Below are 15,914 nucleotides of genomic sequence, written 5' to 3'. Positions count from 1 at the left end.
CCGAAACGTCTTGTCGTTACTGGTTGACGCAACGGAGCACCGAAACGGTGCCGGGGTGACCGAAAAACACCACGCAAACAGGGGCGACCAATGTTCAATCTGGACACGTTCAAGACATTTTCGCGCGCCGTTGCCGTCGGTGCAGTGGCTGTGATCGCAATCGCATTTGCCGGCCCGGTCAAGGCTGCGCCCGTGCAACTGTTTCCGTTCTTCCAGCCGCTGCCGGCGATGACCGCGCCGCAGCCGCTTCAACCGTACCAGCCCTATCAGGCGCCGAGCTATCAGACCGCCCCGTCCGAGGATCAGGACCTCGTCGAGACGCCGGCCCGCTTCCGCCGCCAGACCGTGAGCTACGCGACGCGTGAAGCCCCGGGCACGATCATCATCGATACGCCCAACACCTATCTCTATTATGTGCTGGGCAACGGCCAGGCGATCCGCTACGGCATCGGCGTCGGTCGCGACGGTTTCACCTGGTCCGGCACGCAGTCGGTGACCAAGAAGGCCGAATGGCCGGACTGGACCCCGCCGCCGGAAATGATTCAGCGCCAGCCCTATCTGCCACGCCACATGGCCGGCGGCCCCGGCAACCCGCTTGGCGCCCGCGCCATGTATCTCGGCGGCACCGTCTACCGCATCCACGGCACCAACGCCCCCGACACGATCGGCAAACACGTCTCCTCCGGCTGCATCCGCCTGACCAACAACGACGTCTCCGACCTCTACTCCCGCGTCAACGTCGGCACCAAGGTGATCGTGCTGCCGATGACCGAGCGCCGCGCCGAACTCCGCTAGCGCAGGCGGTCGGCTGCGAGCAGAATTGAAAAGCGAACAGCCCCGGCGATGCCGGGGCTGCTTTCGTTTGGGCCGATGCCAGTGGGCGCTCACCGCCGCCCCGAGATCAGTCTCAGCCACGCCGCTGCGTGAAAGGCGCTCATCAGCAAATACATCGGCACCATCCCGCCCGGCGACAGCCCGTGCCCGGCGGAGCAGAGCATGTCCGCCGGTCCGCCGCCGAGCACGGCCGTCAGCACGGCCATGATCGCGAACGTCGGTGAGGCCGCAAGACCCAGCCATCGGACGAGTTGGGATGCGACCTCCCTGCCGTCACGGCTGCCGTCGGCGGCATGGGCCTCGGTCACTGCGCGCCCGCCGAACGGAGCGCGATCTCTCCGGCATCGGACACCTCAACCCATTTCTTGTCGGGCGCCGCGCCCGCTTCGTAGCTATCGTGCCAATTCCACCATTTGTAGGTGGCCGTCTGCGGATAGCCGGCCGGCGAGTCCTCCCAGACCTCCTGGCGGCCGAGCGGGGTGATGTCGAGGTAGTTCCAGGTGCCGCCCATCTGCTCGTCGCCGCGGCTCTTGATCAGATAGGTGCGGAAGATGCGCGTCCCGTCGCGGTAGAACACGTTGGTGCCGTGCCATTCGCCGACGCCGAAATCGGCGTCAAAGCTGTCGGTGATGGTGACCCACGGGATGTTCCAGCCCATCCGCGCCTTCAGCCGCGCAATATCCGCCTGCGGCGCGCGCGAGGCGAACACCAGCGTGGTGTCGCGGGCGTTCAAATGGGCGACATGGGCGACCTGGTCGGCCACCATGGAGCAGCCGCGGCAGGCATGGTCGGGCCAGCCGAACACGCCCGGCTCGAAGAAGGCCCGGTACAGGATCAGTTGCCGCCGGCCCTGGAACAGATCGAGCAGGGTGGCCTTGCCCGACGGCGTCTCGAATGCGTAGGTTTTGTCGACTTCCATCCACGGCATGCGCCGGCGCTCGGCAGCGAGTGCATCGCGGGCGCGGGTATGTGCCTTTTCCTTCACGAGCAGTTGCTGACGGGCTGCCTCCCAGTCTTGCGCCGACACCACTGGCGGTGTTTGCATGGCGGGCTGTCCGTTAGTTCCTGCTTTCTCAGCTGATGTCATCATGGCTCTCCAAACTTCTTGCTCACCGCACATTGTCGGCCGTCAACGATTTCTGGCACCGGACGAGGGCCGAGTGGGAGTAACAAGTGTGGCGGGATTTTCATGGAGTCGCTGATCACGGCCGCCGCCCGCGCGCTCGAAGCCGGCGATCCGCTCGGCGCGCTGAACCGCGCCGCGCTGCGCAACGATGCGCCGTCGCTGGCGCTGCGCGGCATCGCGATGGCCCAGCTCGGCGATCTCGCGAAAGCCAAGACACTGCTGCGCAGCGCGGCGCGCGCATTCGGGCCGAGAGAGGCGGTCGCGCGCGCCAGATGCGTGGTGGCCGAGGCCGAGATCGCGCTGGTCTCGCGCGACCTGAACTGGCCGACACGCACGCTCGCAAGCGCGCGGGCGACGCTCGCAAGCCATGGCGATCTCGCCAATGCCGCCCATGCCGGCCATATCGAGGCCCGCCGTCTTCTCCTGCTCGGACGCGTCGACGAGGCCGAGCGCACGCTGGCCGAGATCGGCGTCTCCCCGCTCCCGCCCGCCTCTCTCGTCGTTCGCGAGCTGGTGGTGGCCGGCATCGCCATCAGGCGGCTGAAAACAAGGGATGCGCGCGCAGCACTCGACCGCGCAGGCAAGGCAGCGCGGCTGGCCAAAATCCCGGCGCTCGTCGCCGAGGTCGACAGCGCAAGCCTGATCCTGAACACGCCGGCCGCGCGCCTGATCGCGGGCGGCAGCGAGCACCCGCTGCTGCTCGGCGAGGTCGAGAGGCTGGCGACCTCGACGGCGCTCGTCGTCGACACCTTCCATCATGTCGTGCGCAGGCAAGGCACCGCCGTGTCGCTCGGAACGCGGCCCGTGCTGTTCGCACTCGCCCGTTTGCTGGCGCAGGCATGGCCCGCGGATGTCTCGCGCGAGGCGTTGATATCAGGCGCGTTCCAGGCCAGGCACGTCGACGAGTCGCACCGCGCGCGATTGCGCGTCGAGATCGGGCGGCTGCGCACCCAGCTCAAGCCGCTGGCCGAAATCAGCGCGACCAAGCAGGGTTTCGAGCTGGCCCCGCGGAAGACGCGCGACGTCATCGTGCTGGCCCGGCCTGTCGAGGAGAAGCACGCCGCGGTCCTTGCCATTCTCGCCGATGGCGAGCCGTGGTCGAGCTCGGCGCTCGCGCTCGCGCTCGGCATGAGCGCGCGCACGGTGCAACGGGCGCTCGAGGAGCTGGCGCGATCGGATAAGGTGCAGTCGTTCGGACACGGACGGGCGCGGCGCTGGATGACCCCGCCCGTCCCCGGATTCCCGACAGGCTTGTTACTCCCCGGACCGCTGTTAAAGGCATAGGGTAGTCGCCTCAGAGGGATCGAGCAGAATGAAGCGTTCCGCCGCAGAGATCGTCAGGGAGTACGGGCCGTTTCCGGACGTCGAGGCCGTGCATGGCGTCACTTATGACGGCACCCATGTCTGGTTCGCATCGGGCGACAAATTGAATGGCCTCGATCCGGCCACCGGCAAGATCGCGCGATCGCTCGATGTCGCCGCACATGCAGGCACGGCGTTCGACGGCCGCCACCTGTTTCAGATCGCGGAGGATCGCATCCAGAAGATCGACGCCGCGACAGGCAAGCTGCTCGCCACGATCCCCGCGCCCGGCGGTGGTGGCGATTCCGGATTGGCCTGGGCCGAAGGCTCGCTGTGGGTCGGGCAATATCGCGAGCGCAAGATCCATCAGATCGACCCGGACACGGGCACGGTGCTTCGTACCATCGAAAGCAAGCGCTTCGTCACCGGCGTCACCTGGGTCGACGGCGAGCTCTGGCATGGCACCTGGGAAGGTGAGGACAGCGACATCAGGCGGATCGATCCTGACACCGGCAAGGTGCTCGAGCAGCTCGACCTGCCGGCCGGGACGATGGTTTCAGGTCTGGAATCCGACGGCGGCGATCGCCTGTTCTGCGGCGGCGGCGCCGCCGGCAAGGTGAGCGGTCCGCCGTCCCAAGCGCGGCTAGCCGCGCTGCGCTGGGCGGTCCGAACAGACGGTAACCTCACGGCTGCAGCCGTTAACACATTTGCCGCAATTCCACCCCATCGGTGCGCTCTAGCGCCCTGCTCGCCTGCCCTGTAAAATCCCCGTCGGGGCGGCTTGGGGGATTGATGCGACTAACCTTGAATTTGAAGACTGTCCTGATCGCCCTTGCGGTGCTCGCCGCGTCGTTTTTCATCAGCCTGAAAGCGATGGACTTGCTGTCGCCGCGCGCGACCAATTCGGCGCCGCCGGTCGCGCAACTGCCGCCGCTGCCGCCAGTCTCGAAAAGCTCGATCGTGGTGGCGCCCGTCGCAATCGCGCTGTCGGCGATCCGGGACCAGGCCGAGAAGGCTTCACCGCGCAATTTCGCCGGCAAGGCGGAGAATCCGATCTCGCAGATCCTGCAGGACGCCGAGATCGGCTGGACCGCCGTCCGCGGACCGATGTCGGCGACCGGCGACAAGGACGTGCTCACGCTGTCGACGCCGATCAGCGGCAAGCTGAATGTGACGGGGTCGCTGTCGGCGAAGGCTACCGGCGCGCTCGGCGATGCGCTGGGCAGCGTGCTCGGGGGCGACGCGGCGAAGCGGATCGGCGCGGTCAACATCAAGAATTTGAACGCCAGCGCCGAGATCAAGGGTAATGTGGTGGTCACCTCGCGCCCGAAGCTCGCGGCCGCCTGGCATCTCGAGCCCAATCTCGGCGCACAGGTCAATCTCGGCGACACCAACCTCAACGTCGCCGGCGCCAAGGTCAACGTTCCCGCGCAGGTGAAGCCGATGATCGACAAGACGGTCGGCGATCAGCTCAACGTCGTCTCGGAGCGCATCCGCAACGACCCCAGCCTGCGCGAGAACGCGAAGGTGCAATGGGCCAAGGCCTGCCGCTCGATCCCGCTGCAAGGCAGCGGTTCCTCGGCCGCGCTGCCGCCGCTCTGGCTCGAGATGAAGCCGACCCGTGCGATCGCGGCGCAGCCGCGCGTCGACGCGCAGAACGTGACGCTGCTGCTCGGTCTCGAGGCCGAGACGCGCGTGACGTCGATGCAGACCAAGCCCGACTGCCCGTTCCCCGACAAGATCTCGATCGTGCCACCGACCGGCACCGGCGTGAACATCGGCGTTCCCATCGACGTGCCCTTCACCGAGATCAACAAGCTGATCTCAGCCCAGATGGTCGGCCACACCTATCCCGAGGACGGCTCCGGTCCGGTCGAGGTCACGGTGAAGAGCGTCAACGTCGTCCCCTCCGGCGAGCGGCTTCTGATCTCGCTGCTGGTGCGCGCCAAGGAGAAGAAGAGCTGGCTCGGGCTCGGCGCCGAGGCAACCGTGCACATCTGGGGCCGGCCGATGCTCGACCAGGCGCAGCAGACGCTGCGGCTCGCCGACATCCAGCTCGCGGTGGAGTCCGAGGCGGCCTTCGGCCTGCTCGGCGCGGCGGCCCGCGCGGTGGTGCCGCAAATGCAGCAGGCGCTGGTGCAAAAAGCGACACTCGACCTGAAGCCGATCGCCGCCAACGCGCGCGAGAAGATCGCAGCCGTTATTGCCGACTTCCAGAAGAGCGAGGACGGCGTCAAGGTCGAGGCCAATATCAGCAGCCTCACGCTGGCCGACATCGCCTTCGATTCCAGGACGCTGCGCGTGGTCGCGGAAGCCGGCGGTACACTCAATGTGTACGTGACCAAGCTGTCGGGGATGTAGCGCGTCTTCGCGCAGACGACCGCTTCGCGGTCTCCTCAGGGATGAGGGTCAAGCGGCATCGGTGCTCGTCAAAACGACAGCCGCACACTCGATCCTCATCCTGAGGGCCGCCGACGGCGGGCGTCTCGAAGGATGGCCACAGGGGAATCGCTCCCATGCGCGCCTGCTCCCGCGAGCCGCTGGCATTCTCGTCGCAGGGTGCTAAGCTGTTTCTCGACGGCATTGTAGGGGATACGCGAGGACAACATGGAAGCCGGCCTGGTCACGCCTGCGCCGGTACTGGTGCGCTTTTCCGGCATTCAGAAGACCTATGATGGCGAGCACCTCGTGGTGAAGAACCTCGACCTCGATATCAGGAAGGGCGAGTTCATCACCCTGCTCGGCCCCTCGGGGTCGGGCAAGACGACCACGCTGATGATGCTGGCCGGCTTCGAGGTTCCGACCCAGGGCGAGATCTACCTCGCGGACCGCCCGATCAAGAACATGCCGCCGCACCAGCGCGACATCGGCATGGTATTCCAGAACTATGCCTTGTTTCCGCACCTGACGATCGAGGAGAACGTCGCCTTTCCGCTGTCCGTGCGCAAGGTCAACAAGGCGGAAGCGCAGGCGCGCGTCAAAGCGGCGCTGCGCATGATCAAGATGGAAACCCTGGCGCAGCGGCGGCCCGGGCAGCTGTCCGGCGGCCAGCAGCAGCGCGTGGCGCTGGCCCGCGCGCTGGTCTTCAACCCGCAGATCGTGCTAATGGACGAGCCCCTCGGCGCCCTCGACAAGCGCCTGCGCGAGCAGATGCAGTTGGAGATCAAGCAGCTGCATGAGACGATGGGCATCACCGTCGTCTACGTCACCCACGACCAGAGCGAAGCGCTCACCATGTCGGACCGCATTGCGGTGTTCAACGACGGCATCGTGCAGCAGATCGACCGGCCCGACGCGCTGTACGAGCATCCGGTCAACAGCTTCGTCGCCAACTTCGTCGGCGAGAGCAACGTGCTGGCCGGCACTGTGGAGACGATCGAGCAGGATTATTGCCGCGTCGCGCTGGCGGCCGGCGGCTCCGTCATGGCCCGCGCGGTCAACGTGTCTGGCGCAGGCGCATCGACCTCTTTGTCGGTGCGGCCGGAGCGGATCGCCTTTATCCCGGATGGCAGCTCCAGCGACGGACCGAACCGGCTGCCGGCCAAAGTGCAGAGCACGATCTATCTCGGCGACCATGCGCTGGCCGTGCTCGATGTCTCGGGGAATGCCGAGTTCATGGTCAAGCTGCAGCCGGGGGCGCATGATAGCCTGAGACCTGGCGAAAGCGTATTCATCACTTTCCGCCCCGAGGACTGCCTCGCCCTCGATCCCGTCTGATCCAACAAATGCACCGCGATCGATCGACCTCAATGCAAACGCAGATGAAGAAGGAACAAGCACCATGCTGAAGCGCAAGATTGGCAAGATTGCTCTGGGATTCGCCGCGGCGTTCAGTGCCAGCGCCGCGCTGGCCACGGTCGCGCAGGCGCGCGACCTCACCGTCGTGTCATGGGGCGGCGCATATCAGGATGCCCAGAAGAAGGTCTATTTCGAGCCGTTCAAGAAGGCGACCGGCATTGCCATGAACGACGAGTCCTGGGACGGCGGCGTCGGCGTGTTGCGCGCCAAGGTCCAGGGTGGCGCCGCCACCTGGGACCTCGTCCAGGTCGAGAGCGACGAACTCGCGGTCGGCTGCGAGGAAGGCCTGTTCGAGAAGCTCGACTATTCCAAGATCGGCGGCGAGGCCGCTTACATAGCGCCGTCAGTCAATCCCTGCGGCGTCGGCGCCATCCTCTACGATTTCGTGCTCGGCTACGACAAGGACAAGCTGAAGGATGCGCCCAAGGGCTGGGCCGACTTCTTCGACACCAAGAAGATTCCGGGCAAGCGCGCCCTGCGTCAGGGCCCAAAGACCACGCTCGAGATCGCCCTCATGGCCGACGGCGTCGCACCGAAGGATGTCTACAAGGTGCTGGCGACCGACGAGGGCGTCGATCGTGCATTCAAGAAGCTGGACACCATCAAGGGCGACCTCGTCTGGTGGAAGGCCGGCGCCCAGCCGCCGCAATTGCTCGCCTCCGGCGAGGTGGCGATGACCTCGGTCTACAATGGCCGCATCGACACCGCGAACAAGAACGAGAAGAAGAACTTTGGCATGGTGTGGGATGGCGCGCTCTTCACCCTCGACAGTTGGGTCATATTGAAGGGCAGCCCGAACAAGGACGCCGCCTACAAGTTCCTGGACTTCGCCGGCAAGGCGGAGAACCAGTCAAAACTGTCGGGGAATATTGCCTACGGCACTTCGAACAAGGACGCCGCCGCCCTGATCCAGCCGGCCGTCCTGAAGGATCTGCCGACCGCGCCCGACAACATCAAGAACGCGGTCGAGATCAACGTTGCCTTCTGGCTCGAGAACATCGACCGCCTGACCGAGCGCTTCAACAAATGGGCCGCGAAATAGCGCGCCGGCGTGCGCGGCGCAGGCGGAGTGGCAATGCCTCCTCGCCTGCGCATCACTCCCTACCTAAGATGGAAGGGCGACCGCATTTGAGAGCAGTTTCGTTGCGGCCATCCTTCGAGACGCCCGCTTTAGGCGGGCTCCTCAGGATGAGGACGGAGTGTGCGGCAGCCATTTCACAGGCGTCGACGTCGATGAGCCTCATCCTGAGGAGACCGCAAAGCGGTCGTCTCGAAGGACGAGGCGCGCACTCAGGCCGCTCCAAAAGGCCATATGCGATGGGGCTCCCCGAAAAGGCGGGGGAAGTCCGGTCAAAGAGACTCACCCGATGACAGCAGTTTCCCTGACCGGCGTCGATGCGCAGAGTGAGGTGCCGCTCAAGCGTCGCCTCAAGCGAGCGGAGCGCGCGCGCCAGATCAAGGCGCTGGCACTGGTTGTGCCGTTGCTGCTGTTTCTGCTCTTCACCTTCGCAGGCCCGATCGCCGGCATGCTGTGGCGCGCTGTCGATGACCGCGAGGTGCGTCAGGCGTTGCCTCAAACCGTCGCGGCTCTCGCCAATTGGGATGGCAAGGACCTGCCGGATGAAAAGGCCTACGCGGCGCTGGCCAGCGACGTCCTGGCGGCGCGCGCCTCCGGCACCATCGCCATCGCGGCCAAGCGGCTGAACTACGCCCTGAACGGCTTTCGCACGATCCTGAGCAGCACCGCGCGCAATCTGAAGGCGATGCCGGAGCCCGGCACGGCCAGGGAGACGCTGGGCAAGATCAACCCGGCCTGGCGCGATCGCACCACCTGGACGACGATCAAGGATGCCGGTGGCCCGGTCACCGGCTTCTATCTTCTGGCAGCACTCGACCTGACGCGGAACGTGGACGGCGCGATCGTCGCGGCCCCGCCGGATCAGGCCATCTACCGCGATGTTTTCGGCCGCACGTTCCTCATCAGCCTCGGTGTCACCGCACTCTGCCTGATCCTTGGCTTCCCGGTCGCGTATCTGTTGGCAACCCTGCCGCCCGGCCGGTCGAACCTGCTGATGATCTTCGTGCTGCTGCCGTTCTGGACCTCGCTTCTGGTGCGCACCTGCGCCTGGATCGTGCTGCTGCAGAGCAACGGCGTCGTGAACGACAGCCTGCACTGGCTCGGCATCATCGACGAGCCGTTGCGCCTGATCTACAACCGTTTCGGTGTCTGCGTGGCCATGACCCACATGCTGCTGCCGTTCATGATCCTGCCGCTGTACAGCAGCATGAAGGCGATCTCGCCCGCCTACATGCGTGCCGCCGCCTCGCTCGGCGCGCCACCCCTCACCGCCTTCCTGCGGATCTACCTGCCGCAAACCTTGCCCGGCATCGGGGCGGGAAGCCTGCTCGTCTTCATCCTGGCGCTCGGCTACTACATCACGCCGGCACTGGTCGGCGGCGCCGCCGATCAGATGATCAGCTACTTCATCGCGCTCTACACGACCGAGACGGCCAATTGGGGCCTCGCGTCGGCGCTGGGGGCGGTGCTGCTGCTGGCCACCATTCTGCTCGCTCTCGTCTACGGCAAGCTGGTGCAGGGCCAGCAGGTCACGGGAGGGATGAAGAATTGAGTGACAATGCTTCCCTCCGCACGCCGAGCCAGCGCATCGCGTGGACCGCGACCATCGTCATCTCGACGCTGGTGTTCATCTTCCTGATCGCGCCGATTCTCGCCATCATGCCGCTGTCGTTCAGCTCGGGCTCGTACCTCACCTATCCGCTGCCGGGCCTCTCCTTGCGCTGGTATGACGACTTCATCAATTCGCCGCGCTGGATGAATTCGCTGAAGAACAGCATGATCATCGGCGTCGCCTCAACCGTGCTGTCGATGGTTTTGGGCACGCTGGCGGCGCTGGGGCTCGCGCAATGGAAGAGCCGGTTCAAGCCGCTGGTGCTGGCTTTCGTGCTGTCGCCGGTCGTCGTGCCGGGTGTCATCACCGCGGTCGGCCTCTATTTCTTCTTCGCTCCGATCGGACTGACCGGCAGCTATCTCGGCTTGATCCTGGCTCACACCGCGCTGGCGACGCCCTTCGTGGTGATCACGGTCGGCGCGACGCTACAAAGCTTCGACGCCAATCTGGCGCGCGCTGCCGCCTCGCTCGGCGCCTCGCCGCTTCAAGCGTTCCGCCGCGTGATCCTGCCGCTGATCCTGCCGGGGTTGGCGTCGGGCGCGCTGTTCGCCTTCGCGACCAGCTTCGACGAAGTGGTGATCGTGCTGTTCATGGCGGGGCCGGAACAGCGCACCCTGCCGCGCGAGATGTTCAGCGGCATCCGCGAGAACATCAGCCCGACCATCACCGCAGCCGCGGTGATCCTGACGACCGTCTCGGTCATCCTCCTCGCCACCCTGGAAGGCCTGCGCCGCCGCAACGAACGCGGCTCAAGGGCAGTAGCGCGTGAGCGGCGCCAAGAGTCCAATGGCGTCATACCTCCGGTAGAAAGATGTCTCGTCATTCCGGGGCGCGCGCAGCGCGAGCCCGGAATCCATTGTGCCGCAGCGACCGTGGATGAATGGATTCCGGGCTCGCGCTATTGCGCGCCCCGGAATGACAGAGGGCCCCTACTTATTTCTCACCCCTCTTCACCTGTCCTCGGCTTTGCCCCCGCGACGGTTTGTCGCTAGAACAGTCTCCGCAACAAAACCCAAACAACAAGACTCAGGGAGAAACATATGCAGAAGCTTATCGCCGCCGTCGCGGCCGGCTTTGCCATCGCCGCGAGCTGCGGGACGGCGCAGGCGCAGATTTCCGACAATGTCGTCAAGCTCGGCGTGCTCACGGACATGTCGAGCCTTTATGCCGACGCGACCGGCAAGGGCTCGCTCGCCGCCGTCGAGATGGCGCTCGCCGATTACGGCGGCAAGGTCGCAGGCGTTCCGATCCAGATCGTTTCCGCCGACCACCAGAACAAGCCCGACGTCGGCGTCAATATCGCCCGCAACTGGTACGACAACGAGAAGGTGGACGCGGTCCTCGACGTCCCGACCTCCTCGGTCGCGCTGCCGATCTCGGCGCTGACGCGCGAGAAGAACAAGATCCACATCAATTCCGGCGGCGGCTCCTCCGACATCACCGGCGTCGCCTGCTCGCCCAACACGGTGCACTGGACCTACGACACCTACGCACTGTCGAACGTCGCCGGCAAGGCAATGGTGAAGCGCGGCGAGGACACCTGGTTCTTCATCACGGCAGACTACGCCTTCGGCATGGCGCTGCAGCGCGACGCCGCCAATGTCGTCAAGGAGAGCGGCGGCAAGGTTCTCGGCGAGGTCCGGCATCCGCTCAACTCATCGGATTTCTCGTCCTTCTTGCTCCAGGCCCAGGCCTCGAAGGCCAAGGTGGTCGCGCTGGCCAACGCCGGCGGCGACACCACCAATGCGCTGAAGCAGGCGGCAGAGTTCGGGCTGACTCAAGGCGGGCAGAAGATGATCGCGCTGCTCATGGAGATCACCGACGTTCATTCGCTCGGCATCAAGGCGACACAGGGCCTGATCATCACCGATGCGTTCTATTGGGACACGAACGACGAAACCCGCGCCTTCTCGAACCGCTTCAACCAGAAGGTCGGCCACATGCCGACCATGATCCAGGCCGGCCTCTATTCGGCGACCATGCATTACCTGAAGGCGATCGAGGCCATCAAGACCGATGAGGCGCCCAAGGTGATGGAGCAGATGCGCAAGACGCCCGTCAACGACTTCTTCGCCAAGAACGGCAAGATCCGCATCGACGGCCGCATGGTTCACGACATGTATCTGTTCGAGGTGAAGAAGCCGGAAGAGTCCAAGGGCGAGTGGGACCTCTACAAGCTGATCGCCACGGTGCCCGGCGACGAAGCCTTCCGCCCGCTCGACAAGGGCGGCTGCCCGCTGGTGAAGTAGAGCGTCGCTTCTCACAATGACAAAAGACACGACGGCGCGCCCGGTGAAAGCCGGGCGCGCCTCGTTCCGGAGTTCAGAAGCCCATTACTCCGAGTACTTGAACTCCGGCATCTTCTTCAGGTCGTCCTTGGTCGCGTTGAACACGGCGTGGTCCGGATACCACTTCGAGCTCGACGAAGCCGTCGTGGTCTTGTCGGTGCCGGTCGCAGCGCCCGTTGTCGTGGTGCCGGCGGGCTTGGCGCCCGGAGCCGCACCGGTGCCGGAATAGGCCACGGCCTCATTGACGAATTTCAGCTTCTCGTAGGGAACGGCGACGAGATGCTCGCCCATGCCGAGGAAGCCGCCGACGCCGATCACGGCAATCTTGACGGCGCCGCTCTTGTCCATCAGCAGGTCATTGATCGAGCCGATGTTCTCGTTGGCGTCATTGTAGATCTTCAGGCCCGCCATCTTCGATGCGCGCCATTCGCCCGACGCGCTTGTGGTTGTCGTGGTCGCGGTGTTTGCCGCGGTTGGCGACTTGTCCGTGGTGGACGTCGGGTTTTGCGCAAACGCGACGGTCGCAAGCAGTGCCGTGCCGGCAAGACCGGCGGCGATCGATTTCATCAACATGGTTGTCCTCTCCTTCAGCAGAAAACTTATGCGGGGAGAACAGCCATGATCACCCGCAGTTCCTGAGCTGCGGCAATTTCGTTGCGCGTTGCGCTGCGTTGCGACGAAGGTTCCTGCGTCACACAGGAACGTTGTGCGGTTCCCCGCCGACGATCTTGCGCCCTGGGATGTAGCACGATCGCGGCGAGGAACGCGCCGACCTGCGTCGCTCAGGTCAGCTCTTGTAGTCGATCAAGAGCGCGGAGATGTCCGTGCTGCTCGGGGAGCTCGTCGCGCCATTGGCACCGTAGGACGAGTTCGAGGACTGCGACTGCTGCAGCGCCTGGAGGAACTGCTCGAGGATCTTGGCCGTGCTGCCGTCGGTCGAGCTGCTGCTCGTCGAATCCGTCGACGACGAATCCGAGGACGAGCCGTCATCCGACGGCGGCGGACCGGGCGGCGGTCCACCTGCACCATGAGCACCGCCCGGCCCCTTCGCGAAGGCGGACTGAAACACGCCCTTCAGTTCATCCGCCTGGTCCGACGTCAGCGTTCCGTTCGAGACCTCGTTGGAGATGAGATCGTCGATCTTCGATTTCAGGCCGTCCTTCGACGGCTTGGTGCCGCTGGATTGATCGCTGGATTTGCTCTGCTGAAGCGCCGTGTCGATGTCCTGCAGGGCGGTCGTGAGCGCGGACTGGTCCGACGACGAGATCGTCCCGTCCGACACTTCCGATTGCAATTCCTGCTGCAGCTTCTGCAGCGGCGACTGGTAACTGCCGGCGGAGGCCGCCGAAATCGAGGTCATGATGGCTCCAGTGGATTTGCGGGGTTTCTTGCTTGATCACGCCACGGTATGGTTAACGGGCTTAACGAGACCTTGCCGTACGAGGACGCGGTCGTTGCCCGGTGTTGCGGACATACGTCCGGAAACAATATGAAACAAAAATCCTCGCCTTTTGGCCCGAATCTTGGACAAACAAGGCTCATGGCCATTCCTTCCCCCAACATCCTGGTCGTCGAGGACGACCGCGAAACCCGGACGTTGATTGCGAAATATCTCCGCAACAACTCCTGCAACGTTACCGCTGTGAGCGACGGCCGCGAGATGTCGCGTGCCATGGCCGACCACCGCGTCGACCTCATCATTCTCGATGTCATGCTGCCGGGCGAGGACGGTCTCAGCCTCTGCCGCAAGGTGCGCGCGGAAGCACAGACGCCGATCATCATGCTGACGGCGCGCGGCGAGGACGTCGACCGCATCGTCGGCCTCGAGATGGGCGCGGACGATTATCTGCCGAAGCCGTTCAATCCGCGCGAGCTGCTCGCCCGCATCAACGCGGTGCTGCGGCGTCAGGCTTCGGCACAGGCCGCAAGCTCGATCGAGGGCGCCTCCACGCTCGCCTTCGAAGGCTGGCGCATCGACCTGCGGCTGCGCGAGCTGCGCAATCCGGAAGGCGCGCGCGTCGCGGTGACCAGCGCCGAGTTCGACCTGCTCCGGACGTTCTGCGAGCGTCCCGGCCGCGTGCTCTCGCGCGACAGCCTGCTCGACCTCACCCAGGGCCGCAACACCGGCTCGTTCGAACGCTCGATCGACGTGCTGGTCAGCCGCATCCGCCGCAAGATCGAGCCCAATCCGGCCGATCCCACCATCATCAAGACGGTGCGCTCCGGCGGTTACCTGTTTACGCCCAGAACGGAAGCGGTTACGACGCCCCTGAGCAACTGACGGGACGTTGAGACGATGAGGTCGTTCGGGTTCTTCCACCTCAAGGGCATCGGCGGACAGATCGCCGCGCTGGTGCTGGCCTCGACCGTCGCGCTGCATCTCGTCGTCACCACCGCGTTCCTGATCAGCCGGCCCGACCGCCCGGACCAGCCGCCGGACGGCGCGCCCCAATTGATGGATGCAGCGCTGCTGCTCGGCTCGGCAAAGCCGGACGACCGTCCGCGCCTGATCGCAGATCTCGCCCGCGCCTTCCCGAAGCTCAACATCGAGACATCAGCGCCGGGCACCGCGGCGACGGCGATCGAGGACAGCGAAAGCCAGCACCTGCACGGGCTCCGCCGCCATCTCGGCCGCGGCTACAAGGTGGTACAGCTCGCGCCGGAGGGCGACGCCCGCCGCATCGGCGTGGTCCTGCCTGACGGCACCATGATCGCGGGCCATGTCGAGACCGGTCCGCGTCCCTGGTTCTGGGGCGCGCCGTGGCTGGTGACGCTGATGACTGCCTTCATTTCCATCAGCGTGCTCGGCCTGTGGGCGGCGCGCGCGCTGGCCACGCCGTTGTCGTCCTTTGCCAAGGCCGCCGAGGATTTCAGCCTCGACGGCACCTCCGAGCCGCTGCCCGAGCGCGGCCCGGAGGAGATCCGTCTGGTCGCCCGCGCGCTCAACCGGATGCAGGAGCGGATCGGGCGGCTGATGTCGGATCGCACCCGCATGCTCGCCGCAATCAGCCACGACCTGCGCACCCCGATCACGCGGCTGCGGCTGCGCGCCGAGTTCATCGAGGACGAGGGCAACCGCAAGCGCATGCTGATCGACCTCGACCAGATGCGCTCGATGCTGGAAAGCGTGCTGTCGCTGCTGCGGAACGACCGCAAGATCGAGGCGATCACGCTGGTCGACATCGCCAGCACGCTGCAGCTGATCGCCGACCAGTTCGGCGACATGGGACACGTCGTGCACTATGAAGGCCCGGCATCGGCAACCGCCGCGGCGCGTCCCGACGATCTGCATCGCGGCGTCACCAACCTCGTCGAGAACGCGGTCCGCTTCGGCGCCGAGGTGACGATCCGCCTCGATGTCTCAGGCACAAAGCTCGTCATCGATGTCGAGGATGACGGTCCCGGCATTTCGGACACGCGCAAGCAGGAGATGCTGGAGCCGTTCGTGCGCGGCGACGATGCGCGCACCATGGACGATTCCACCGGCTTCGGCCTCGGCCTGTCGATCGCGCGCGCGATCGCGATCGCCCATGGCGGCGAGCTGTCGCTGCACGACCGCCAGCCGCACGGGTTGATCGTGCGGATGCAATTGCCGGTATGGCAGCAGCCGCGGCTGGCTGCGTAACCTCAGGCTGCGAGCGGCGGATACTCTGCGGCGGGCTGGTCGAAGATCGCGATCGCCTCGAAGCGATAGCCGCAGGCGTGGCAATTCCAGAGATAGGAGACGCGTCCCTCGCCCGGCTCGATCCAGTCGGGCTGCGCGATCGGCGTGCCGCACTGGGCGCAGGGGTTCTGTCTTGGAATAGCGTGGTTTGAAATGTCGCCACCGTAGGTGTTGACCATGGTTGTTTTTGTCATGGCACCTCTCCTGTTTCG

At 65.4% G+C, this 15,914-nt stretch carries 15 protein-coding genes and 1 pseudogene; 11 read left to right on the top strand and 5 right to left on the bottom strand.

Annotation, left to right across the window (positions count from 1 at the left end; all coding sequences use genetic code 11):
* Positions 1-90: 90 nt before the first annotated feature.
* A complete protein-coding gene (locus tag ACTGJ9_RS15010) occupies positions 91-795 on the top strand; it encodes a L,D-transpeptidase (protein WP_456677679.1) in 705 nt (234 codons plus the stop codon).
* A gap of 89 nt (positions 796-884) precedes the next feature.
* Here the strand turns inward: ACTGJ9_RS15010 and ACTGJ9_RS15005 are convergent, their stop codons facing one another.
* The gene (locus ACTGJ9_RS15005; RefSeq protein WP_456677678.1) at positions 885-1,142 is read right to left on the bottom strand and encodes a hypothetical protein; all 258 of its coding nucleotides are present in this window, start codon (positions 1,140-1,142) and stop codon (positions 885-887) included.
* The gene (locus ACTGJ9_RS15000) at positions 1,139-1,924 is read right to left on the bottom strand and encodes a DUF899 domain-containing protein (protein WP_456677677.1); all 786 of its coding nucleotides are present in this window, start codon (positions 1,922-1,924) and stop codon (positions 1,139-1,141) included. The genes ACTGJ9_RS15005 and ACTGJ9_RS15000 overlap by 4 nt, the downstream gene beginning before the upstream one ends.
* Positions 1,925-2,023: 99 nt before the next feature.
* Between ACTGJ9_RS15000 and ACTGJ9_RS14995 the strand changes: the two genes are divergently transcribed.
* The 8 genes and pseudogenes from ACTGJ9_RS14995 (at position 2,024) to ACTGJ9_RS14960 (ending at position 11,999) form a co-directional block, all read left to right on the top strand.
* Positions 2,024-3,244 carry a helix-turn-helix domain-containing protein gene (locus ACTGJ9_RS14995; protein ID WP_456677676.1) on the top strand — a complete coding sequence of 407 codons (1,221 nt, stop codon included), beginning with the start codon at positions 2,024-2,026 and terminating at the stop codon, positions 3,242-3,244.
* Between the two features lie 28 nt (positions 3,245-3,272).
* Positions 3,273-3,909 (top strand): annotated as a pseudogene (locus tag ACTGJ9_RS14990) (Vgb family protein).
* 145 nt (positions 3,910-4,054) lie between these two features.
* Positions 4,055-5,623 (top strand): DUF4403 family protein, encoded by a 1,569-nt coding sequence (locus tag ACTGJ9_RS14985; RefSeq protein ID WP_456677675.1) that lies wholly within the window; start codon positions 4,055-4,057, stop codon positions 5,621-5,623.
* Between the two features lie 246 nt (positions 5,624-5,869).
* Positions 5,870-6,979 (top strand): ABC transporter ATP-binding protein, encoded by a 1,110-nt coding sequence (locus ACTGJ9_RS14980; protein ID WP_456677674.1) that lies wholly within the window; start codon positions 5,870-5,872, stop codon positions 6,977-6,979.
* Positions 6,980-7,043: 64 nt separating this feature from the next.
* Positions 7,044-8,102 (top strand): ABC transporter substrate-binding protein, encoded by a 1,059-nt coding sequence (locus ACTGJ9_RS14975; protein ID WP_456677673.1) that lies wholly within the window; start codon positions 7,044-7,046, stop codon positions 8,100-8,102.
* A gap of 325 nt (positions 8,103-8,427) precedes the next feature.
* The gene (locus ACTGJ9_RS14970; RefSeq protein WP_456677672.1) at positions 8,428-9,690 is read left to right on the top strand and encodes an ABC transporter permease; all 1,263 of its coding nucleotides are present in this window, start codon (positions 8,428-8,430) and stop codon (positions 9,688-9,690) included.
* Complete coding sequence (locus ACTGJ9_RS14965; protein ID WP_456677671.1) at positions 9,687-10,742, top strand: ABC transporter permease; 1,056 nt, start codon at positions 9,687-9,689, stop codon at positions 10,740-10,742. The genes ACTGJ9_RS14970 and ACTGJ9_RS14965 overlap by 4 nt, the downstream gene beginning before the upstream one ends.
* 48 nt (positions 10,743-10,790) lie before the next feature.
* A complete protein-coding gene (locus tag ACTGJ9_RS14960) occupies positions 10,791-11,999 on the top strand; it encodes an ABC transporter substrate-binding protein (RefSeq protein WP_456677670.1) in 1,209 nt (402 codons plus the stop codon).
* Between the two features lie 84 nt (positions 12,000-12,083).
* Here ACTGJ9_RS14960 and ACTGJ9_RS14955 read toward each other — a convergent pair whose 3' ends face one another.
* Both ACTGJ9_RS14955 and ACTGJ9_RS14950 read right to left on the bottom strand, forming a co-directional pair.
* Complete coding sequence (locus tag ACTGJ9_RS14955; RefSeq protein ID WP_456677669.1) at positions 12,084-12,611, bottom strand: PRC-barrel domain-containing protein; 528 nt, start codon at positions 12,609-12,611, stop codon at positions 12,084-12,086.
* 214 nt (positions 12,612-12,825) lie between these two features.
* A complete protein-coding gene (locus tag ACTGJ9_RS14950; RefSeq protein WP_456677668.1) occupies positions 12,826-13,398 on the bottom strand; it encodes a hypothetical protein in 573 nt (190 codons plus the stop codon).
* 180 nt (positions 13,399-13,578) lie between these two features.
* On the opposite strand from ACTGJ9_RS14950, the gene ACTGJ9_RS14945 reads away from it, so the two are divergent.
* Both ACTGJ9_RS14945 and ACTGJ9_RS14940 read left to right on the top strand, forming a co-directional pair.
* Complete coding sequence (locus ACTGJ9_RS14945; RefSeq protein ID WP_456677667.1) at positions 13,579-14,319, top strand: response regulator; 741 nt, start codon at positions 13,579-13,581, stop codon at positions 14,317-14,319.
* A 15-nt stretch (positions 14,320-14,334) separates the two neighbouring features.
* The gene (locus ACTGJ9_RS14940) at positions 14,335-15,663 is read left to right on the top strand and encodes an ATP-binding protein (protein WP_456677666.1); all 1,329 of its coding nucleotides are present in this window, start codon (positions 14,335-14,337) and stop codon (positions 15,661-15,663) included.
* A 2-nt stretch (positions 15,664-15,665) separates the two neighbouring features.
* Here the strand turns inward: ACTGJ9_RS14940 and ACTGJ9_RS14935 are convergent, their stop codons facing one another.
* Entirely contained in the window at positions 15,666-15,896 is a 231-nt protein-coding gene (locus tag ACTGJ9_RS14935) for a hypothetical protein (protein WP_456677665.1), read from the bottom strand.
* Positions 15,897-15,914: the final 18 nt, after the last annotated feature.

Source organism: Bradyrhizobium sp. RDM12 (genome assembly GCF_051917485.1).
Classification (GTDB): Bacteria; Pseudomonadota; Alphaproteobacteria; order Rhizobiales; family Xanthobacteraceae; genus Bradyrhizobium.
Note: the sequence above shows the minus strand (reverse complement) of the source record. Positions and strands in the feature narration are given on the sequence as shown.